This window comes from Paenibacillus sp. FSL F4-0122 (genome assembly GCF_038002845.1).
Classification (GTDB): Bacteria; Bacillota; Bacilli; order Paenibacillales; family Paenibacillaceae; genus Paenibacillus_AQ; species Paenibacillus_AQ odorifer.
This window is the reverse complement of record NZ_JBBODI010000001.1, coordinates 4,499,391-4,521,381: the sequence shown is the minus strand read 5'-3', so window position 1 is coordinate 4,521,381 and position 21,991 is coordinate 4,499,391. Positions and strand designations below refer to the sequence as shown.

General features: G+C 47.4%; 24 protein-coding genes. 4 read left to right on the top strand and 20 right to left on the bottom strand.

What is annotated here, in order from left to right:
• Positions 1 to 45 precede the first annotated feature (45 nt).
• The 3 genes from MHH49_RS19500 to terL are packed head-to-tail and all read right to left on the bottom strand — an operon-like array spanning position 46 to position 3,785.
• Entirely contained in the window at positions 46 to 879 is an 834-nt protein-coding gene (locus MHH49_RS19500) for a phage minor capsid protein (RefSeq protein WP_341003364.1), read from the bottom strand.
• The gene (locus MHH49_RS19495) at positions 879 to 2,336 is read right to left on the bottom strand and encodes a phage portal protein (RefSeq protein WP_341138432.1); all 1,458 of its coding nucleotides are present in this window, start codon (positions 2,334 to 2,336) and stop codon (positions 879 to 881) included. The genes MHH49_RS19500 and MHH49_RS19495 overlap by 1 nt, the downstream gene beginning before the upstream one ends.
• A gap of 12 nt (positions 2,337 to 2,348) precedes the next feature.
• The gene (terL, locus tag MHH49_RS19490) at positions 2,349 to 3,785 is read right to left on the bottom strand and encodes a phage terminase large subunit (protein WP_341138431.1); all 1,437 of its coding nucleotides are present in this window, start codon (positions 3,783 to 3,785) and stop codon (positions 2,349 to 2,351) included.
• A gap of 724 nt (positions 3,786 to 4,509) precedes the next feature.
• Here terL and MHH49_RS19485 point away from each other — a divergent pair.
• A complete protein-coding gene (locus tag MHH49_RS19485) occupies positions 4,510 to 5,070 on the top strand; it encodes a tyrosine-type recombinase/integrase (protein ID WP_341138430.1) in 561 nt (186 codons plus the stop codon).
• Between the two features lie 174 nt (positions 5,071 to 5,244).
• Here the strand turns inward: MHH49_RS19485 and MHH49_RS19480 are convergent, their stop codons facing one another.
• From MHH49_RS19480 to MHH49_RS19435, 10 genes are all read right to left on the bottom strand, one after another.
• Positions 5,245 to 5,634: a hypothetical protein gene (locus MHH49_RS19480; RefSeq protein ID WP_341138429.1), complete on the bottom strand. Its 390-nt coding sequence runs from the start codon at positions 5,632 to 5,634 to the stop codon at positions 5,245 to 5,247.
• A gap of 782 nt (positions 5,635 to 6,416) precedes the next feature.
• On the bottom strand, positions 6,417 to 6,884 hold the full coding sequence (locus MHH49_RS19475; RefSeq protein WP_341138428.1) for a helix-turn-helix domain-containing protein: 468 nt from the start codon (positions 6,882 to 6,884) through the stop codon (positions 6,417 to 6,419).
• Positions 6,847 to 7,068 carry a DUF5659 domain-containing protein gene (locus MHH49_RS19470; protein WP_341138427.1) on the bottom strand — a complete coding sequence of 74 codons (222 nt, stop codon included), beginning with the start codon at positions 7,066 to 7,068 and terminating at the stop codon, positions 6,847 to 6,849. Before MHH49_RS19470 ends, MHH49_RS19475 begins: the two co-directional genes overlap by 38 nt.
• A complete protein-coding gene (locus MHH49_RS19465; protein WP_341138426.1) occupies positions 7,061 to 7,567 on the bottom strand; it encodes a hypothetical protein in 507 nt (168 codons plus the stop codon). Before MHH49_RS19465 ends, MHH49_RS19470 begins: the two co-directional genes overlap by 8 nt.
• Positions 7,568 to 7,909: 342 nt before the next feature.
• Positions 7,910 to 8,674 carry a hypothetical protein gene (locus MHH49_RS19460; protein WP_341138425.1) on the bottom strand — a complete coding sequence of 255 codons (765 nt, stop codon included), beginning with the start codon at positions 8,672 to 8,674 and terminating at the stop codon, positions 7,910 to 7,912.
• Between the two features lie 283 nt (positions 8,675 to 8,957).
• Entirely contained in the window at positions 8,958 to 9,731 is a 774-nt protein-coding gene (locus MHH49_RS19455; RefSeq protein WP_341003379.1) for a BRO family protein, read from the bottom strand.
• 36 nt (positions 9,732 to 9,767) lie between these two features.
• A complete protein-coding gene (locus tag MHH49_RS19450) occupies positions 9,768 to 10,130 on the bottom strand; it encodes a hypothetical protein (RefSeq protein WP_341138424.1) in 363 nt (120 codons plus the stop codon).
• 61 nt (positions 10,131 to 10,191) lie between these two features.
• Entirely contained in the window at positions 10,192 to 10,626 is a 435-nt protein-coding gene (locus MHH49_RS19445) for a helix-turn-helix domain-containing protein (RefSeq protein WP_339192011.1), read from the bottom strand.
• Between the two features lie 1,076 nt (positions 10,627 to 11,702).
• Entirely contained in the window at positions 11,703 to 11,975 is a 273-nt protein-coding gene (locus MHH49_RS19440) for a hypothetical protein (protein WP_341138423.1), read from the bottom strand.
• A 121-nt stretch (positions 11,976 to 12,096) separates the two neighbouring features.
• Positions 12,097 to 12,420, bottom strand: a complete 324-nt coding sequence (locus MHH49_RS19435) for a hypothetical protein (RefSeq protein WP_341138422.1) — start codon at positions 12,418 to 12,420, stop codon at positions 12,097 to 12,099.
• 349 nt (positions 12,421 to 12,769) lie between these two features.
• Between MHH49_RS19435 and MHH49_RS19430 the strand changes: the two genes are divergently transcribed.
• The 3 genes from MHH49_RS19430 to MHH49_RS19420 all read left to right on the top strand — a co-directional run bounded on the left by MHH49_RS19430 (position 12,770) and on the right by MHH49_RS19420 (position 14,465).
• Positions 12,770 to 13,027, top strand: coding sequence for an XRE family transcriptional regulator (locus MHH49_RS19430; RefSeq protein ID WP_341138421.1), 258 nt, complete (start codon positions 12,770 to 12,772; stop codon positions 13,025 to 13,027).
• 386 nt (positions 13,028 to 13,413) lie between these two features.
• Positions 13,414 to 13,815, top strand: a complete 402-nt coding sequence (locus tag MHH49_RS19425) for a hypothetical protein (protein WP_341003391.1) — start codon at positions 13,414 to 13,416, stop codon at positions 13,813 to 13,815.
• A 56-nt stretch (positions 13,816 to 13,871) separates the two neighbouring features.
• A complete protein-coding gene (locus MHH49_RS19420) occupies positions 13,872 to 14,465 on the top strand; it encodes a hypothetical protein (RefSeq protein WP_341138420.1) in 594 nt (197 codons plus the stop codon).
• A 121-nt stretch (positions 14,466 to 14,586) separates the two neighbouring features.
• On the opposite strand, the gene MHH49_RS19415 is transcribed toward MHH49_RS19420, so the two are convergent.
• From MHH49_RS19415 to MHH49_RS19385, 7 genes are all read right to left on the bottom strand, one after another.
• Positions 14,587 to 15,534 (bottom strand): tyrosine-type recombinase/integrase, encoded by a 948-nt coding sequence (locus tag MHH49_RS19415; RefSeq protein WP_339192039.1) that lies wholly within the window; start codon positions 15,532 to 15,534, stop codon positions 14,587 to 14,589.
• A 288-nt stretch (positions 15,535 to 15,822) separates the two neighbouring features.
• The gene (gene spo0A, locus MHH49_RS19410) at positions 15,823 to 16,638 is read right to left on the bottom strand and encodes a sporulation transcription factor Spo0A (RefSeq protein WP_036682806.1); all 816 of its coding nucleotides are present in this window, start codon (positions 16,636 to 16,638) and stop codon (positions 15,823 to 15,825) included.
• A gap of 197 nt (positions 16,639 to 16,835) precedes the next feature.
• Entirely contained in the window at positions 16,836 to 17,948 is a 1,113-nt protein-coding gene (gene spoIVB / locus MHH49_RS19405) for a SpoIVB peptidase (RefSeq protein WP_080742549.1), read from the bottom strand.
• Between the two features lie 138 nt (positions 17,949 to 18,086).
• The gene (recN, locus tag MHH49_RS19400) at positions 18,087 to 19,814 is read right to left on the bottom strand and encodes a DNA repair protein RecN (RefSeq protein ID WP_038572526.1); all 1,728 of its coding nucleotides are present in this window, start codon (positions 19,812 to 19,814) and stop codon (positions 18,087 to 18,089) included.
• A gap of 46 nt (positions 19,815 to 19,860) precedes the next feature.
• Positions 19,861 to 20,310, bottom strand: coding sequence for a transcriptional regulator AhrC/ArgR (gene ahrC, locus MHH49_RS19395; protein WP_036682813.1), 450 nt, complete (start codon positions 20,308 to 20,310; stop codon positions 19,861 to 19,863).
• 31 nt (positions 20,311 to 20,341) lie between these two features.
• Entirely contained in the window at positions 20,342 to 20,815 is a 474-nt protein-coding gene (locus MHH49_RS19390) for a hypothetical protein (RefSeq protein WP_232061423.1), read from the bottom strand.
• A 262-nt stretch (positions 20,816 to 21,077) separates the two neighbouring features.
• Positions 21,078 to 21,980, bottom strand: a complete 903-nt coding sequence (locus MHH49_RS19385) for a TlyA family RNA methyltransferase (protein WP_036682815.1) — start codon at positions 21,978 to 21,980, stop codon at positions 21,078 to 21,080.
• Positions 21,981 to 21,991: the final 11 nt, after the last annotated feature.

Sequence of the window (21,991 nt, the reverse complement as noted above, 5' to 3'; positions counted from 1 at the left end):
TAGTTTCCGCGAAGTTTATGGCGTCGTTTGCGTTCGGACGCGGAGTCATTGCTCCAGTAATTTCGGATCGCGTATTGGCGATAAAACGTGACGGCATGACGGGTGGAAAAGCTCGCGTCTCGGAATGTCGCCTACATACGGAAACTCGCCAGGAGCCTCCGGGATCAGCTTAACTATGCGCCCTTCCCAATTACGGCAGGCGTCCGTCGCACCGTGACGAGTTACGATCGCGTAATAAGCGCCGCGCCCGACCGCTTCGTTCGTCGAAGCTTCCCGGTGTACTTGCGATAACTTTGTTCGCGCCAGCATATCGGTATAAACTTTTGGATCCCAGCGCCTTCCGGCCGCATCAATTATTCCGGTATTCACGGAATCGCCTAGCGTTTTCTTCATTCCGCTAAGAATATCGCGACTAATCGTACGGCTTCCGTTAACTCCCTTCGCCATATTTCCGCGCAAGGAATCTGCGGTAGCCTGGCGTACTGCAATCCGAACCCTACGCTCAATATTCTGCGTAACGGCCAGTACGTCTGCCTGTGTATCCGCTACGGCCGCCGCGACCATTTCGCGGTTGATACGGCTAAACTTCGCGATCTTTTCCGCCTCTTCTACCGTTGATGCAACGCCTAAATCGACGATCGCGCGGATTACTCCGTCGGTCGCCGCTTTAGGAACGTATTTGTTTACCCACGCCTCAGACTCCGCGTTGAGTCCGCTAAGTATCTTTGAAACTTCCGCGAGTGCAAACTTTGAATTAGCGAGGGAAAGGCCGGCAAGGTCGAGACGGGAGAGCTCTCCGGTTATATCTAGTATCGCAGTTTTGAGCGCTCGGACGAGTTTGGCGACGTCATAATCGTAAATCGGGTCCGGTATGTTCATTACGCAGCACTCTCGTCGAGGTCATTAAACAACGAAGAGTCTACCGTCCCACCCGTTCGCGATTCGTCGCCATCTATCCTTGCGATTGCTTGTGCCGCCTGCTCGTCGTTGCCTCCGTCCAACAGTTTAATAGCGTCAGATACTGCCATCGTAGCCTTGCCACCCGTACGAATTTGCGCTATTTCCGCCATTTCGCGGGCGTCAGTAGGTAGTCCGTCCTTGAAAATAATGTGAGGCTTCGTTGGGATGTAGTCCAGCGCTTCACTTGACTGTGCGTGTTCCAGTAATTGCGCGATTAACAACACTTCCGTCAGCGCCTTATCGAAATACTGACGTTTACGCGTCGTCTTCGAAAGCAGCGGCCCCATCCGATACTTAACGGCGAGCCCTGTTGCTCCGCTTGTGCCGGCGTTCTCTTTACCGAGGGCCACCGGAGGGAGCTCGGAAACGGTTAACAGTGCGTCAATAAGTTTGTCTAGCTCTTTAAACGCGGACTCAAGTTGCCCGTCCCAAGTAACGTACTGCGGTATAACATCGTCTTTCCCTACGATCTCAAAGACTTTAGCGTATGCGGCCTTTTGCTGTGGCACGCCGTCCGGACCGTCTTCTAGTACGCCCGTTGGGACCGCTAAGATTGGGTCAGCGTGTTTATCTAAGATGTTGGATATCTGCGTAAGACGGTGATTAATCTCTCGCAGAAGCGCCCTGTTCTCCGTAATATCATCGACTCCGTGCCACGACGTATCAAGCGCAAAGTTAGGAACGTGGACCACTAGCGGAAGGGGTACACCAGTCTCGATTGAGGCACTCGGCGCTTCTATTTCTTCGGTTATATTCCACGAAATGACCTCGCCGTCTTTAGTTGACTGCGCAGTCATTGCGTATTTAGCCGTGGTTAGTTCGCCAGGCCTATGCGTCTCAACGAAAAGTTCCCATTTTACGGAATTCCCTTCCGTCACCTTTACCGGAACCGCGATGTGATAAGCTGCGATTTTCTTCTCGTTACCTGGGATAGTCTCCGGAAACACATACGCTGCGTTTTGCGCTTCGATTACGGCGCGATATGGGTCAAGTGTCTCGGATAGGGCTCCGCGATATTCTTGCGCCCACTTCACTTTATAGAACGAGTCGCCTCGGTAGGCGTTACCGTAGGCCATTTCGTAATTTACCGTGCCTAATGCGTTGTCCTTAACAATCCGTTCAAGCGCTTTTTGCTCTGTAGAGCTGTCTTCGCCGGCGCTATATATCGGAGATTCACCGAACAGTAGATCCGCGGACTTCTTACAGATCAATCCGGCGTAATTCGTATATATGAACCGGTGTTCTTCCGTTTCTAATAATTGTGCTATCCGTCTAATCATGTATTTGCTACAACTAATCAACTCGGCATTTTCTCGGTAACGTTCTATCCGATCTTCATGCTCTACTGGTGGATAAACTTTTCCTACTTCGAACAATCCCTAACCTCCTCATAATCCTTTTGGTTTTCGCTGCCAAGTCCGCCCACGTCTTCCCGTTCCACCAGCGGCCTCAACTGCACCGGCTAAGGCGTCAGGTAAATCGTCATGCGTGCCGGAAGGGAATTGCTCCATTTGCTCGAACAATAGGCGGTGCGCTCGATTGAAACGTAAAAAACCGCTCTCTATGAGCGGCTCCAATGATTCTATGCGTATTTCTTTTTTAGTCCGCGATATGACGGGCTTTAGTCGAGTAGTTCCGATACGTTCTTTTGATAGCCGTTCTTGTAATTGACGGTACATATCGTGTTGAGCGCCGACGGTTTCTATCGCAAAGACTTTATGTCCGTATTCTACGATTGCTGTAACGGACTGATCTAACGCGATGTGTGCCGGGCATTTACGTGCCCACGCGTCCAGGACATACATAACGCCGGTTAATCGGTCTTTTCCTATCGTTACAATCGCGTTATAGTCTGATCGGCTGTTCTTTCCTTGCGCGATATCCCAAAACGCGTATAGATCAAGCGGTCTAGGGCGCCCTGAGTTGTCAAATAAGTCGGACTCATCGTAGTAATGAAACTCTTCCGGATTAAATATCGCGGATTCTTCGTCAATCGGCGTATTTTGGTACTCTGTATTAAATGCCTTCGAGCCGTTCGCCCATTTCCATGTCATCAGCGTCCATAGCGGCTGAACCGTGGGCCATAATACAACGGATCCGCGATCCATTTCGGCGCGATTCTCTTCGTAGTAAGCTCGCGCATTAGATACCGACTCGTCATCGTCAGTATTCAGATAGATTGCGCGGCAATTGTCCCAAAGATCAGCACGTTCCGGCTCGTCAATCAGCGCTTTATATAGCTTATCGTTGAAGTCCGGCCGTTTCATGACGGTTCGTAGCAATGATTCAACGTGCACGACCGTTCCCATATAGATAATCGCGGTCTTCTTACCTTCCGGATCGCCTAGTGGTACGACCGTCTGCGAAAACCAATCGCGAAGCTTGAGGCGCTGTTCCGGTGTAGCCGCGTTCGTCCTTACGTCTTCCAAGTCATCGCAGATTATTAAATCCGGCCGTACGCCCTCCCAATTTCGCCCCCGCAACGTTTGGTTACTACTCGCGGCCTCCATCTTCGTTAGCAGGCGCGGTACTCCGCTAGGTTGCGGCTCCCATGCGATAAACTCCGAACTATTATCTCTCGGATTCGCTTGTTGCTTCGGCGATAACAGCGGACCGAAATCGCGCCGGAGCTTTTCGTTACTCTTAAGCTGTCCCGCAATCCATTCGAGGTTGCCGGTTGATACTGTCGGAGTCTCCGAAATATTAACGATGTACTTTCGATGACGGTAAACAATCTCGCGTAAAGGTTCCGCCTTCGATAAATACGATGATTTAGCGTGAGATCGCGGCGCCGCACGTACTACCTTAGCGTTTATCGTACGCATTGAAACATCGTCCATTGTTGCGCATATTTCACGGTGAAAATCGGGCGATTCATCTAGACCGGCGATATCGAATCCGTCCCAATTGCCGGCGTTACCGGGATTACGCGTTTCCGAGAAATATTCAAACGCGAAGTAGAGAAGGTCGCCTTCCGCACGGTGAATCCTCGTTAACCTGGCGCTCTCATCCAAGTATTGCGCGAGATCCGCCTCTTCTTCGTGCGTCAGCGAGTCAAGGTTCGCGGTCATCGCGCCGATTAGTGCGTCGAGCTTTCCGATCGTCTCAGCGCGTCCGTCCCGTTTAATCCAGTGATCGTTTATCCACGCGATAGCCGCATCACCTCCTATTCGTTATGTCCGTGCAATTACCGTTAAATTAGCGTTGTTACATCGTGCCCTAGCAAATAGTAGTCCTGCGCCCCTAACGCGCTAATTCAACGGTGATTCTACGGTAAAAACATGCGTAAGCTTGCGGAGTGCATCCGACCTCCGATTATAGTGTAAAGTTCAAAGTTAAAAATGATATCCGGATTGGTCTGGCACGAAACGGCGGACCTTCGAGGGGTGCCGGGGGTGGGCCGCCCTCTCAATTTTTCCCCAATGTATGATTTTGTATCTTTTCGTACATTCAAAACGTTGATTTCATTGGCTTTACGTGGTATGATTGCTTTATGATAGCGTAATCGTACATTCAATGTACTATTATGTATGAAAAGGACGTGTCAAAATGGGCGAGAAGAAAGCTATATACGATGTCCAGCCGCTAAGAACCCGCGAGGAAATCGAAGACATGAAGCAGTCGCTCCGCCGGTGGGGTGGTGAGCGCAATCTATTCATGTTTAACTTGGGAATAAACACCGGCCTTCGCGTATCGGATATAGTCACGCTTAAGGTTGCGGACGTCAAAGATAAGACGCACGTACGTATCGTCGAACAGAAAAGCGGCAAGGTTCGCAACGTTAACCTTAAGGCGATACAGCCGGAAATCACCGAGTATATACGCGGTATGAACGCGGACGACTGGTTATTCCCTTCCCGTAAAGGAAACGGTCATATCACGCCAACTCAGGCGTATAGAGCGCTCGTAAAGGCTGGCGAGATGATCGACCGCACAGATATCGGTACGCACACGATGCGCAAGACATTCGGTTATCACCACTATAAGCGCAATAAGGACGTTGCCGCGTTACAGGAGATATTCAACCACTCTGCGCCATCCATAACGAAGCGTTACATAGGCATCCGTCAAGACGAGATCGACGAGTCTCTCGAAGGGTTTAAGCTATAGGAAGCGTAGGGTACGTAGATAATGCGTACCCTTTTCGCCGTTCCGAAAATTCTCGAAGGGCACGCGTCCAAGCTTCGCAGCCGATGTATTTACCTGCGCTGTAAGCCGTAGTCAAGGCGCACCCAATCGTGTTCCTTCATATATAGGCGTCATAATATGCGCATCCCGTACGCTTTACACATCCGTAGTACGCGCTCGATACTCCGCAATCTTACGGTCTAGCTCGTCCCTATCAAGTCCGGTTATGTCCGTCTTCGTAACGTCTACACGCTCCGTTAACATATCGTTCATATTAAGCAAGAGCTTCGCGGCCGCTGCGTTACCGTCCCGTATAGCTGCGTCTGCCATTGCGTCCACTACTTCCGGTATCCGATCGAGTGTATTGCGCGCTATCTGCCGCTTTAGCTCACGTTCGAATAGCGGATCTTTTAACCAATCGTATATAGACTGGCGTGATACACTTGCGGCCTCTCCGATCTGTTCCATCGTTAGTCCTCCGCGTCTAGGCAACGCAAGATAGTTCAGCGCTATAAGATGATGCGCCTCTAATCGTTTCAATGCCACCGTAATTCCTCCCGTATATTAGCGCCTTAACGACGCGTATAAGTATTTGTATTACCTTGCGTACATAGCGCCTATATCAACGTGTATCTAACGCTAATAAGCGGACAAACGGCGTCCTTAAAGCCGCTACTCATACGCTCGGGCAAAGCGTACGAACAGCGCTATCTATTACGTTATACCCAACCGCCAAACCCGTTCCTAAACGCATATATCAGCGCCCAATATAGCGGTGGACATACGATAATGAACGCTATCATTAACGGCTGTGACTCGCGCTTATACACGCAGATATGATGCGTAATTCCTCCGATACCTAGCGCTATCCATACGCATATGAATACGATTAACATTACGCTATCCCTCCGCTCACGTACGTTCGCTTAACGCTTTAAGATACGCGTTGTTCTATACATAACGTAATAGATGCGGTACATAGCGCGTATAAACGAAGTAAACTACGTTTATTAACATCCGCGCTATTCCTTATCTTTGCCTACATGAGTTACTACTTTGATTAATCATCATGAATAGGTATAAGCTCATTCCTTTGCAAAACCTATCTCAGTCACTAGCGTTCCTTCGAAACTATCTTTATGCGCGATTAATCTATTAATTATATAAGCTCCGCGAAGATTCATGAGCGTAGCGAATTAATCGGATGCGGTAATGTTTTATAAGTTTTTATTATTAAGTATTAATAGAGTAAGTATATATACATCCCAATAAACGGGATTAGGTTATCCCAGAAACTGGGACGACTCATCCCAATAACCGGGATAACACTATAACCAAGCTAGTAATTCGGCGTTTTCTAAGGTGTCTGACGCGTCTTCTACCGCCGCCTCCACGTCCATTTTCAGGACCGCCTTACGCTTAGCCTCATGCTCTCGCGCCTCTGGAAACCGCGCGAAGAATGCTGCGGGCTCCGATATTGGCGCGTGTACTACGTAAATATCGTTATTCCAACGTGGATGCCTACGTATTGTTACGAGTCCGTACGCGACTAAAACTTCCTTATACCCTCTAATCACGTTCTTTCCGCAGTTCATCGACAGCGCGATGTCCTCCGTTGTTGGATACGCGTAACCATAGGCCACGTTGTAGCGCGCCATTAGGTACATGTATAATAACGCGTGGTTCGCTTTGAAATTTGGAAGGCGTGTATACAGCGTAAATATCGCGTTATGAACCATCGTAAAGTCTCGCGTCGGTTCAAACGGCTTGCCCTTCGTTCTGCTTTCCGTTTCCATTTGTTTGTCCTCCGTTTGTTTGGTTGAAATCGGCGATTGCCTGACGCAAATGCGCCGTATTGTTAAAGAAGAAAACGTTGCGGCCTGGATACTTGCGGTTATCGCCGACGCCCTTAAGTACGAAGCCGCTCATCATCAAGTGGCCTGCCACACGTTGTGACGTCACAACAAAGTGCTCACTCATTCGTTTTACCTCCATAGCCGTATAGGTTTACAACATTCAAATCATTTATTAAGTCTCGTGTCTCTCCGTTGTCTAATAGGAAATTGCCGTCGTCTGAAATTCCAACCACTTTATGTAGGGTTTTACCTTTCCCCCAATACTTCGGGCTCGTATGCGCGGCTTTTTTCCAACGCTCAGAAGCTTCTTTTTTGCTTTTAGCGTGAATGAAAATCGGCTCTCCTACGTGATTTATAAACGAGTACATCTTGTCCATTTCTGGGGACACACACCTCTTACCGCTTAGCCTTACATCGTACATAATCTTGTATATAAGTTCTCTCACGTCTTCACGCGAGAGGTTGTATAGTTGTTTTGGAGAGGTACTTCTCGATACCTGTATTGCGGCTTTTGTTAAGAACTTCTCAAATGACTCCTGCGATAGTTTTGACAGTTGTGGATAATCAACCTCATTCTTAACGTAGTGCTCGATATAAAAGTATAAATACTCTACGTCTGCCATAATTGATACCTCCATTTGTTTGATTTAGTTAACGTAAGGACGTGCGGAGTATACCCGCAGCATTCGCAATCCAAACGGAATAGGACCGCTCGAAAGCAGTCCTTTCATATATGTGTGTAACTGTGCGCGTAAAATATAGGTATCAAAAAAATAAATGTGCTTTTCTATATCTCCCGATAAGAAATCACATAAAAAGCAACCTTCGGAAGAAATAAACTTAAACGTAATCCGCCGCATGACTCGTTCGCCTTTTATCCCTTTGGTTTATGCGGGGGTTTTGCGGCAGCGATCTCCCTTATTTCTTCCTGCAAAGTATCTAAATATACATCCTTACGGATACATTTACGCGACCCTTTCCGTAATTAATTTTCGGATTCTTAATAGCCGCATTTTCACGGTTAAGTAAGGTAATCCGAGCTTCTCCGCCGCATATTTTCGTGAGAGAAGGTACTCACCGTCCGGAAGTACGTGGTAGGCCGCGCAATCCCTTGCAGCCATGTCCGTTTCAACAATACCGATAAGCTCACGCATGAAATCCGCCTGTTTACTGGATACGCGTCTATATACGTAATCTTCCGTAGAGTTAACGCCCAATATCGTTCGAATAGCCCCCTCATAATAAGGCGCGATCATTCTACGGCGTCCGTCTACGGTGACTCTCCGCATCCCTTTTCGGCGCGCTTGGGCTTCGTAGTAGCGCGTTAACAACGCCTTATTGACGTAGGTGACGATCTCCCTCGGACTACGGCAGACATCGACGTGTTTAAGCGCGTACTCTAGCGCGCCAACCATGTCCGTCATAACCTCCGCTCGTATCCGTGTTTCCTCAATCACGGCTTCCCGTTCAGTACGTTCGGCAACGTCTAGGGCGCGTTGGTATTGCGTAAACGAGCTACCGAACCCCTCTTCGCGGAATCTTCGCTCTATCCGACCGTTCTTTTCTCTTAGCCAGGCGGTCAATTCGGGCGTTAACGTGTATTCGTAGCCGAAATCGTTATGGCGTACCGGTTTGAAAGGGATTCGCATACGTAAATCGAGCACCATTATGGACAAATAACGGTTAATCTCCGAGTGAACCCAACCGGAATCTTTACGGATATAGAACACGCGCTTGATGGCTTTCTCGCGGATCGCCTTTATCCGATAAGCGATATATTCCTCCGGGCTTGTCAGATTAATCGAAATGTCGTGCGTGAAGTTCGTTTTATATCTACGTGAAGTGTTCGCTAAGAAATCCGTTTCGACATCTTCTAGTATTACGTCGATTATGTGGCGATCACCGGTTATTTGGTACGCGGTTACTGCTTGGCGAAAGTCCATCCGTATTCCTCCTCCGTTTGTTTATGAAAAAGAGGCACTTTCAGATAGAAGGCGCCTCTTTTCGATCTGTCTATGTGTTCAGGTTTAAATTAAGCGTTATCGAGGAAGGCCGACGCGGTTCGAAAGTGATTACGTTATCCGGAACCACGCTACCCGCGAGCATGCGCTCAATATACGCAATACCTTCCGTCGTTACGCGAGAGTATGGACGCGCTACCCCGCCGGGAGACACATACGGTATTACTTCGAAGTAGCGCGGAGTATATCGCTGATAAGGGAGTCCGTCTTGGCGGATCAACTTCCGGTCTCTTAGTGTGTCGCGTAACACTTTCGGTTTCATGCCGAGCAACTTCGCCACTTGATCGACCGTCATCGTCCCGTCTGCATCGATGAACGTATCGAAGGCCTCGACCTTTGGCGCCATTGTGACGATTTGCGCTTCGGCCGCGAGGCGGGCTCTCCGTTCCTCCGCAAGCCGCGTGACCGTCTTAAGTAATAAGTCCGGATCATCAAGGAGCGCATCAGTTGCGTACATCCCCGTTTTGCGGATCGACGGGATTACTTCGTGCGTGATCCAGCGTTTGAAGGCACGCGCTTCGGGCTTGCGGCTGCCGAGTATTAACGAGTAGAGTCCGGATTCATTTACCACATTAACCTCGCCAGATAAGCCCCCTAAGTTGAACTTAGCCACCTCATCAGAGTCTAAGCGCTGCATTGCTATAGTTGGGTTTGATAACTCCAATACCACGCAGATGTCTTTCGCGATGAACCACGGAGTTCCTTCGACCATGACCGATCTCACTTCCGCCGATTCATACGTAAACACTTTCGTTAGCTGGCCCATAACGACGCCTCCTTTTGTTTGGTTGTATATAAACGACTAAGCCACGTAAGGTAGCCGCGTCGGTATTTGATCCGCAATGACGCGAATATCCCCACTATCGTCCCGCACGTTAACGTCCTCACCCTCTCGTACTCTCCGTATAAGCAGAACGCCGTCAGGAGTCACGCCCGTGTAACGCATAATGAACGGAGGTTCTGGCGTCTCCGTCACTTCAAACTCGTGGATTACGAAGTACTTAGGAACGTAACGGTTTAGTGGCAGACCTTTTTTACGCAGCACCTTGCGTCTATACAGAAACTCGCGCATGGTACGCTCGTCCCATCCGAGCACTAGTGCAGCTTGTCCTAACGTAAACGTCGCCGAGCCAAAACGTCCAACAACGCAGCGATCATCGTTCATAGTAGCGCCCTCCCTTATCGATAGTTGCGGCCTCATTACGAAGCCGCGTTTTGACATCTGACTAGTGGACGAAGTAATAGTCCCCGCCCTGCTTCTCGCAGAAACTTTTTGCGAGCTCTTGGTCAAGATCGTGATCCCCCGTATTTATTTCAGCCACTACGCGATACTCGCGTTTCTTGATTAAGAGGCTGTCCTCACCGTAATCAATCAAGAAATCCGCTTTGTGATACGTGTTGTCAGTATCCGGCTCTAGCATCATCCGTCTTCTGTCTAGGTAGAGGAAGCACGCTGCTCCGAGCAATCGGGCCGAGCTAACCGGGAACCCTCGTTCATATCTCCCAAGCGTTGAAGGGCTCGTTCCGATTGCGCTCGCAACCTCCGCGATAGTAAGCCCGAACAGTATGCGATACTTCCGAGCGATCGCCCCTTCTTCCGCCCATTCCCCAGCGCTCATCTTAGCTACGTATTCCTCGCGAGTCATCAGTTCAGTCGTCATTATTAATCGTCTCCCTTATCGTTTGGTTTTTATAGTTAAGCGGATAACCGCTATCTATCTCTTCAACGCAGTCCGAAGCCTATTCGCACACTTTTGCGGGCCTTACGTGGTATTATCTACGGCACTTTTGTAACCCGCACACTTTTACGTCGGATCCGCGCCTTACACTTATAGAGACGTAGTGAATACGAGCGCAACACACTTATGTCCTCAATACGTATGTCCCCGTCGAACTCCCTCCCGCACACTATCCGCGAAAGTTTCGCCTACTTAGATAGACAACACTACGATCCCCTCCCGCACCACTTACGATTGATATAACGTGTGCCGATCGCGTTCCGTACGCTCGCTACATATATAAAGCCGACGTCCTCAAGCGATTCGCACACACTATACGATAATATTGGTGTACACTTTCCTCTCCCGCACCATCTGCGGAAAATAAAATGCCTATACTATAGATATGGACACTAATTACGCAAACTGGTATACGTGCCCTTCGTCCGCGTCTCCATACACTATATATTGTATTCGTAAGTAAAAATAACCCAACATATAGCGTTTGTAAACAGAAATAAATTTATTGATATTTTTGGAACCTTTAGAACATACGTACGTATTACTAATTATAAAGCAAAGGACAACTCCACCGCCCGATAAGCGAAGTTGTCCGGCCATACCCGCAAGAAGTTGGTGACATTGGCGTATCACAGACACCTCCTACGTTGTTACCCGAAGAGTAGCGGTCCATATTAGCGTATGGCACTTCGGTAAAGCGATCCGCTAGGCAGTCCATTCCGGGTGCAACCGGTATGCGCGGATTAAATCGTTGTTCGAGCAACGTTCACAACCGTCGACGTTGGCGCGAAGGCGGTCGGTAATACTAGTCAGCTTCTCCGGCGTTGACGCGCCATCATCGAAGGTAAGTACATAAGCGTTAACCTAACCGTACACCTACGGGATTCAGCTTAATTTCGGCCCATTTATCGTTAACCTCGCGGATGTACAGTCTGCGACGGTCTTTAAGGGCGAGTCTGCGCGAATACTTCATTTACATTCACCTCGGGTTATATTTTCTAAGCGGAAACGGCGTGATTATACTCGTTAACATCTGTTTTTTCGCGGACGATGAAGCCGAGCTCATGCGCCTGATTAGCGGTAATTTCAATGACATTTGCGACGGATCTACGATTAACGGAAGGTAATGCGCGGAAGAATGCGCCGGGAAGGACGACGATCTGTTGACGACGGAATTTACTAGTTGCGGGGAATGTGTAATCGAGTTTAGTAACGATGAAATTGCCTGTTCTGCGGTCGAGCGCGTAACCGATTTCTATTGCTTGTGCCATGAATGACCTCCGCGTTTAAAGTCCGACGACTATTGTATGAGTGCGGAATCCGCGACGGACGGCTCAAACGTGAGCTCTCCGTTTCAACCCGCGCCGCAGCGGGCCATCATCAGGCGGTAGTTTATATCGTCAACCCCAATTCGTCACAGACAGCTCCGACCATATCCCGCACGATGAAATCCAGCGCGGTCATAGCCTGCCAGCGTTCAACTAGTGGCGGAACAACTTCGTCGGTCGTACCGGATACGTCGTCCGCGATCATTACGGAATCATCGCCGTTATTGCTCTCGTAGAAACCTTCTTGAGCTGCGCTCTTACGTACTACCTGCGCCCATAGTGCACCTTCAAATACGAAGATGGCGCGGTCGTGATCGACTAGGAAAGCCGGAATTGTTTCAAACTCGCCGGGGTCGAACGGTCCGAGTACAAGGGTAATTAATTTCATAGGCACAAAACCTCCGTTGTTATAGGAATAGTTCCTTTGCGATAATAGCGCTGAGAGTAACGAAGGCTTTTACGAACGGCCAAATAGCGTATTTAAGCATCGAGCGGCGATTACGTATTGCGCTCCTAGAAAGGCTGCGGCTTGGGTACGAGGAAACGTCTATAGTAGCGGGTGCGATTGTAATAAGATTAGGCATTTTTGAAACCTCCATGTACTTTATTCGTATTACTATTTGAGTTCACTATACTACTCGGGGAGTAGTACGTCAATAGTAAACTCGAAAAAGTTTTACGCTGCGGGTAATACGCTGTATAATGGGGTTAACAAGTTATAAGGAGCGTTTGACGCCGTGGAAGATAACCGTATTAAATTTAAATTGGGCGCTACTCTTGACGTACTCGGCACCACTCGTAATAAGATCGCGGTCGAATCCAAGACGCGGCCGGCGACTATTCTAGACCTCGCAAGTGGGGATACCCGAACGATTAAGCTCGATACGTTAGCGAATATCCTCGACGCCCTCAATGAGCTGGCAAAGGAAAAAGGCATTGAGCGTACTATTGGAATAGACGATATAATCGAGTACATACCGGCCGCCGAACGTTAATAGCGGTCTCTTTACGTAGAATTACCGTCAAATCAGCGCCTTTAACCCGCACCCTTACGTTTACCCTCGGAAGTATCCAGACGCGCTAATTCAAGGGCTTACGCAGGCAGATCGTGCGATATATGAACGAAGAAAGGCGCAGCCCTAACGGATACCCTCCGCTAAGACTGCGCCTTTTCACTACGTTAATAACTTAGCACATCAAAGGTGCTAAAACTCCGTAAAAATCCTTACGTAGCATGGGTTTTTGGCGTTTTCCCTTAAAGAAGAATATCAAGAAAATAACGAATGCAGTAGCGCCGCCTGCACGTTTATCGACGTTCTTGTCGTTTGTAAGGACGTTGTGAAACACGACAACCTTCCGATGACTGAGACGCAGGTTCAACGTGAACCATCGTTTGGATGACGTCGTGATTCACGCCTCCATTCGATGGCTGAACGATTCGGCCAAACATCGGCGCAATAGCGCTTGTCACCGCAAGGGGAGAACTAGTACGTCAGCGTATCGTGCCACGAAAAACGCCACCTCCTCGGAAGGAAATGGCGCTACTTTGTCGAAAGTGTACGTAATCCTCTACGAAAGGACTACGCTTATGAGCCGTTTTATGCAGCCGCTAACTTCTAACGTTCAATTGTATACCGCGCAGCTTGAGCGCGTTCCGATCGTCGTGTTCATCGCGGATGAGCTCGTAGGCAGCGGAGTAATCGAAGATATTACGGACATCTCCGTTAAGGTGCGCGGCGAGTATTTTATGCGGGATACATGTACGTTTAAATACGCCAGTTAGGCGGCACGTTGTTGCACGAGCGACGGAGTTTTGCGTTAAATAATAGGAGGCAACCAATGACTAAATGTGACCAATGTGATAAACCCGCAATTATTAAACACGAGTCTGGACAGCATCTTTGTGTGACATGTTTCAGCACTCTGCAAAACGCAATGTTTCTGCAACAAAGCATGGATGTTCAGCGGCTAAGTATGCTTGCTTCACAAATGAATTATCAGGTGGACAAAATTGAGTCAGTCTCTGGATTACCCGGATCACTTCCTCGTTATAAGGTGCCAGAGCAACCACCTATTTTCACAGGAGACATGAATAATATTAGTATTAATAAAAGTGTGGTCGGGTCCGTCAACACCGGAACAATTGAAAGTATTAACCTATCAATGAATAAGATAAGCAATTTAGGAAATGAAGATCTATCTCATGAAATAAAGATCTTCACCGAAGCCGTTTTAGCTTCTGAAGAGCTTAATCAAGAGCAGAAAAATGATATTGTAGAGCAAGTTGCTTTTGTTGGGGAAGAGTCCGCAAAACCACCCCAAGAGCAGAAGAATGCTATAATGGGAGCAGCGATAAAGAGCGTAAAAGAGACCGTTCTTACCGTTAATGCACTGTCTACTCTATGGGATAAGGTAGCCGGCTACATTCTCTAGAATTAAATGATTCTAAACGATAAACTCTGAAAATAATGGACTCCGCAGCATACCCGCGCGAGTCCAATTTCGTATTTTCACGCGCGCTCAATATTCGGATTAGATAGACTCGCTACGACCCTCAATTAAACATCGCGCTAACTGGTGAGTATTTGTCGTGTTGCTTCGAAATATCCGCCTGAAACATCTCCGTATATAACTGCGCCATATGTAGACTCTTGTGTCCCATTATTCTCATCAAACTTACGACATCCCCCGAGTTAAGAACATAATTCCTAGCGAAGGTATAACGCAATGTATGGCACGATACGCGAACGCCTTTTATCTCAGCAATCTTCCCATACTCAGATACTTCTTCCTGAATCGTACGGCGCTTAAGTGGTTGACCATCAACATTTACAAAGAATATACGCGACTCTACTTCACCACGAAACTCCACATACTCCAACATATGAGCCGCTAATATATCGCTGAACGGGATTAAACGTTCCTGACGGCATTTACCGAACACTTGAATAACACGCTCCTGCCAGAACACATCATCCAAACGGAAGCTCAACGCTTCTTCTAGACGCATTCCTGTATCTAATAAAAGCAGCAGAAAAGTATAGTTACGAAAGCCCGCAGGAGTTGAACGATTCGGAACTTCGAGTAGCGCATGAACTTGGTCACGACTTAGCGTTCTAAGTACTCGCTTCTCTTCTACCAGTCTATCTACTGCCTCCATCGGATTTTCTATCATATACCCAGAGCTACAGAGGAAATTAAAAAATGCACGTAAGCTACGTATGTATTTGTTGATCGTCGGCGTACTGTTTCCTTTATCCATCCGGATCTGAATGAACTCCTGTACGTCTTCTAAAATAACATCAGTTGGTTTAAAAACCTCGTTATCCTCCAAAAAATCCGAGAATTTCGTAAGGGTTTGACTATAAAACGCCGCAGTACTACTGGATAAATTTTTGAGTTTTCGTGATTTTATGAACATGTTAATCGCTACCTGCATCTTCAATTCCTCTTTTTCCTCACGCATCTCGAGTATCTTTTTTCGCTTATCCTTATACTCCATGAGTAACGCCCCCTAAGGGTTAGGATACCCACGCAGACGAATGAATATACAAATAACGCCCGACCACGTTAAGTACGTAGCCGAGCGTTTGTTTGTATATTCTTCTAATATGCGTTAAACTCTCGTTAGCTAAACGTCCGATAAATTAGCGCTACTACATTAGGCGAATACGGAAAGTTTAACGGAGTCGCGCACCGATAGTTTATCGGAATCTCCGTTCAACGAACGCACAAGTTGACGTGAACATACGTTCTATCAATCGTCCCTATTCCGCGTAACACCGGGGTTTCAACTAACCTTATGCTCAATCCGCAGCTTGTCTGCTACCATGGCAATAAATTCCGAGTTAGTAGGCTTAGATTTGGAGATATTAATGGTGTAACCGAATAAATGGCTGATGGAGTCGATGTTCCCACGTGTCCAAGCCACTTCAATCGCATGGCGAATCGCCCGTTCTACACGTGAAGGCGTGGTTTTGAACTTCTCAGCGATTGCTGGGTAGAGCGTCTTCGTAATCGCACCAAGGATCTCGATATTGTTATATACCATGGTGATCGCTTCACGCAGGTACTGATAGCCCTTGATATGCGCTGGGACACCGATTTCATGGATGATCGAGGTAATGTTAGCGTCGAGGTTCTTGCCCTTAGAGAGCGGCACTACATTCGATCTGGACGTCGACGAATAATTGTACATGTTGGAGGAAGAGCTCATGCTGCCTTGAGAGCCGACAAGCTGACGTACACGATTTGCCAGGACCTCCATATCGAACGGTTTCAAAATATAATAGGATGCACCAAGCTGTACAGCTCTTTGAGTGATGTTCTCCTGACCAAAAGCAGTCAGCATGATGATCTTCGGTTGAGGATTCAGATCCATATCACGTAGACGTTCCAATACACCTAGGCCGTCTAAATGCGGCATGATGATATCAAGAATAAGAACATCGGGAATTTTACGCGCTTCGCTAAGCATTTGAAGCACTTCTTCACCATTGTAGGCGATACCCGTTACGGTCATATCTTCTTGCTCAGAAATGTACTCGGAAAGCAAATTCGTAAATTCCCTGTTATCATCGGCCAACAACACTTCAATATTCTGCACTGGCTGCTTCCTCCTTAATTATATCTGCTATTCGAAAATAACATTTTTTTCTTGTCTCTTACGTTTTCGACATGGAGATCGAATTCCCTTCTGTCGAAAATTATTTTTCTTTATTTTTTTTCTGCGTTGGATTATAATTAAATATTTTATCTCAATGTTCGAGGTTCTTCGTAATCGTTCGACAAAAAATCTTAAGGCTAAACCGCCTTAAGATTTAATGAATACCTATTCTCCTGTTTGGTCACACCTGAATCTTGAAGCATCCATTCGATGAAGCACCCATAACCGGACTTAGGATCATTTACAAATACATGAGTTACGGCCCCGATGAGACGGCCATCCTGTACGATAGGACTTCCGCTCATGCCTTGAACGATACCGCCTGTCTTATCGATAAGACGTGGATCGGTGATTCGCAGCACCATTCCTTTAGTGGCTGGCGTTTGCTGATGTGCTACATGAATGATCTCAACCTTAAACCGCTCCACCTGCTGTCCGTCAACTACAGTTAGGATCTCAGCAGGACCTTCCTTGACTTGATCACTCATCGCCACGGGAATCGGTTCTTTGTAAAGACTGTGCTCGGGATTGGAGCTCATTTTACCGAAGATGCCAAAGTCAGTATTGCTCTCCACATTTCCAAGCACTTGGCTTTCTTTCAAAAAATGCGCTCGCTTCTCGCCCGGATCGCCATCCTGGCTTTTGGATATGGAGGTTACACTGGACTGAACAATATGACCACTGCCTACAACAATTGGGGTACCGGTATTCATGTCTGTAATCACATGTCCCAAAGCTCCATATACACCTTGCTCGGGAGCATAAAAAGTTAATGTGCCGACACCCGCTGCTGAATCCCGAATGTACAGGCCTAACCGCCACACTTTGTCATGAATGTCATACGCGGGCTTTAGCTTAGCTGTATGCTCTTTACCTCCGCGTTTGAAGACAATGGTCAAGGGGTTATTCGCTTTACCAGCGCGATCCACCAGCTTGGCCACCTTGGACAACTCATCCAATTTCTCACCATTCATGGAGATCATCAGATCACCCGGCACTAAACCGCTGACCTCTCCTGGGGAAAGCTTAGATTTCTCGGATACTTCAATCAGATGATGACCAACAACCAAAACACCTGCTGATTTCACTTTCACACCGATCGTTTGACCTCCCGGGATCACCTTAAGCTCGGAATGAATTCCTTGTGCAGTCACCTTGGCTGGTTCACCATGCAGTGGTGCAGCAGAACTTAGATTTGTTCCCGTTATGCCCGATAAACTAAGAAAGAAGGCAAATAAAAGGCCTGGCATTAACTTCCTGAGGTTAGGCTTCAATGGCTGTCACGCTCCCTTTTGCTTCTTTCGCTTGACGAAAAAGGTGGTCGCCAATTGCGTACCTATAAGATAACCTTGCCCCCAGGCTTTTATTACTGTCAATCATTGCTCCGCTTAGCTTGTTGCAGCCTTACTTGCCTCGGCCAGATTAAGCATTTCCTGCGAGTGATGCAATGTTTTTTCGGTAATTTCTACGCCACCCAGCATCCGGGCCAGCTCCATTACACGTCCATCGTTCGTTAGGGATTCCACTTCAGTCATGGTTCTTCCATCCTCAACCTTTTTGCGGATTAAGTACTGATGGTCAGCCATACAAGCCACCTGCGGCAAGTGAGTAATGGAGAACACCTGACAGGTAGAGGATAGCTTAAACAGCTTATCTGCGATGGACTGAGCGGCTCTGCCGCTGACACCGGTATCCACTTCGTCAAAAATCAGAACTGGAATTGCATCATGGCGTGCAAAAATACTTTTCATTGCCAGCATAATACGCGACAGCTCACCACCAGAGGCGATTTTGCCAAGAGGTCTCAGGGGTTCGCCCGGGTTAGGGGATATCATAAATTCTGCGCTGTCTATCCCTTGTCTTGTGAGGCGAATACGCCGACCATTGTATTCCACTCCACGGGGGTCCTCCAGCGTGTCTAATTTGACCTGCAACGAGGTTCTTTCCATTTGAAGGTCTTTAAGCTCACCCTCCACTTGGGTGGCCAGATCAGCAGCACAAAGCTTGCGTGCTTCACTTAATTCCGTAGCTGCTTCCATTAATACAGACAGCAGCGAATCGCGCTTCGCCGTCAGTTTCTCCAGATATTCATCTTTATTCTCAAGCAAATCAGTTTCCCGGTGAATTTGTTCATAATAAGCCAAAATCTGTTCTACACTCTCTCCATATTTACGTCGGAGTCCAGTGATCAAATCCAGACGATTCTCGATTTCTTCAAGTCGCATCGGATTGAACTCGATATTTTCCCGGTAATCACGAAGCTGAAAAGCAGCATCCTCTAGCTGGTAATATGAGGACTGCAGCTGTTCGAGCACTGTTCGCAGACCCTTCTCATCGTAACGAACTGCATCCTCAAGTCTGGAAATGACATTACCGATCGATTCCAAGCCTTGTCTGTCGTAAAGCAGCTCATATGCACCCGATACGGAATCCATCATTTTCTCACTGTGGGATAGTTTGACCCGTTCTTCGGTAAGTAATTCATCTTCTCCCGGTTTTAATCCGGCGGATGAAATTTCTTCAAGCTGAAAACGATATAAGTCGAGCATTTGGTATGCCTTCTGGCTGGATTCCTGCAGCTCTCGCAGCTCTTTCTCCACCTTCGCGAAGGCAGAATACCTTTCCTGAAAAACTGCCTTTAGCGGACCAATAATCGGTTCTCCGTATGTATCCAGCAGTCCCAGATGCCGTTCCGCCTTCAGCAAGTTCTGGTGCTCATGCTGGCCGTGTATATTAACCAGCTGCTCGCCGATCTCGCGAAGCATGGTAAGATTGACCATCTGTCCATTTACACGTGATGTACTTTTACCTTGAGAGGTAAGCTCGCGTCGTATAATAAGATGCTCCTCGCGCTGGGCCTCAATGCCAAGACGCTCCAAAGTCTCCCAAACGGGATGACCGCTGGGAAGACTGAAGAGCGCCTCCATCTCCGCTTTTTCACAACCATAACGAATGGAATCCGCTGAACCGCGGCCTCCAACAATCAATCCAAGCGCATCAATAATAATGGATTTACCTGCCCCGGTCTCCCCCGTAAGCACGTGGAAGCCAGGATAAAAATGCACATCAACCGCCTCAACGACGGCAAGATTGCGTATAGACAAGGTTTCTAACACTAATAGAGCACCTCCGAGAAGATGACAGGCATCTGATTAATTATAATTAAGAAATATAACCCATGATTTGTGAAATTACAGTCTTACTGTCCTCAGGTAAACGGCAAATAATAAGGATTGTATCATCACCAGAAAGGGTTCCCATAATTTGCGGCCAGTCAATATTATCAATCAAAGCAGCGACAGAGTTAGCCGTACCTGGTAAACATTTCATCACCACAAGATTAGCCGAGGAATCGATCTGCACAAAATTATCCACAAGAACGCGCTTAAGCTTCTGAATGGGATTGTACCGTTGATCCGTTGGAAGTGAATATTTATATCTTCCATCATCCATGGGTACCTTGATGAGCAACAGCTCTTTTATATCTCGAGATACTGTGGCTTGAGTAACTTGAAAACCTGATTCACGCAAGGCTTCCACAAGCTCGTCCTGTGTCTCGATATCCTTTTGTGTAATAATTTCACGAATCTTAATATGTCGTTGTCCCTTCATTGTTGCCTCCTGGTATATAAAAAATATGGACTCAGTTTGATTCTCCGTCGTCTTTGCCAAGCTTAATTACATGGATCGATGCTGTTGCTACATTAACATATAGAACGCCGCTGCATTCCGGATAGATCAGCAGGTAGGGAAGCAAGGTATCACGTAAGCCGCTGCCAGTGAAATCCAAAGGCTTGCGTGGTCTCGAAAGGATAACCAAATATAACGATCCTTCCTCTTTTGTCGCCACATAATCTATAAATAACCGGCTATACATCTGCGCCCCATTTACGTTGAAAGACAAGGGGATTTTTAATTTCCCTCCAACGACCTCATATCCTTCATCCTCAAGTATATCAATAGAGGGATGTGGAATAATCACTTTATTGAACGGAATTTGATCCTTCATAAAAGAACGCGGAGAACTCTGCAGCCATACATATATCCGATATATTATAAAAATCGATAATGCTACCCCAATAAACGCCATAACGACCTTGTCAGAGCTACCCGCCACTATCAATCACCTCGGTGATTTATTCGCGTGAGGCCCTGGTAAATCCTGCTTCTAAGCTGTCTTTTTACGAGCTTTCCGCATAATTGATATTATTCGCTAATTCAGCATTTTACAATTACAACGAGCACAGTAAATCCAAAAATTCAAAATATAAAGACCCGGATTTTATACCGGGTCTTTATTTTAATAAATTCAATCCATTTGAGCAAATCTGCAAAACACCCCGCTGACCATTTGAGGTTGACGGGGTGTTCATAAAGCTCTAGCGGCGCGGGGAGTTTCCATGAGTAGAACTCACATTAAAAGTACTCGTAGCCTGCTTAATCACTTCATCAGCAAGGGAAGCGAAGTCCTCCACTGGAATGACTGCTGCAACAGCAGCTGCCGGCTGTACGGATACTTCTTCGCCTTCCACCACTTCTGGCGTCAGTCTCCAGTGAGCAAGAAACTCAATATTGCCTTCTCCGCCTGTAATTGGTGAAAAGGTTAATCCATGTAGACCGAATCCTAACTCTGCAGCCATAGTCAGTACATTAATCAATACCTCTTTATGGACCGCGGAATCACGAATCACACCTGATTTTCCAACCTTCTCACGCCCAGCCTCAAATTGCGGCTTGATGAGTGCAGCGATATCTGCTGGACGTTGCAGCAAGGCTTTGAGGGGTGGGAGAATTATTTTTAAGGATATAAAAGATACATCAATACTGGCAAAGTCCGGAACAGGACCCTGCAAATCTGAAGGTGTCATATACCGGAAGTTCGTACGCTCCATGACGCTCACTCGCTCATCATTACGCAGTGACCAATCCAGCTGGTTATAGCCAACATCAATAGCGTACACATGGCTAACGCCATTCTGAAGCGCACAATCTGTGAAGCCGCCAGTGGAAGCACCAATGTCCAGCATGTTCCGTCCCGTAAGATCAATATTAAATTGGCGAAGAGCCTTCTCCAGCTTTAGGCCCCCACGACTGACATACGGATGCACAGAGCCTTTAACCTTAAGGGTAGACTCCCGCGAGACCTTCATGCCAGCTTTTTCAATACGTTCCTCATCCGCGAGCACCAACCCTGCCATAATAGCAGCTTTAGCTTTCTCCCGGCTTTCATAAAAACCTTGCTCCACAAGCAGTACATCAATCCGTTCTTTACGGTGTTCCATGGTCATCTCCC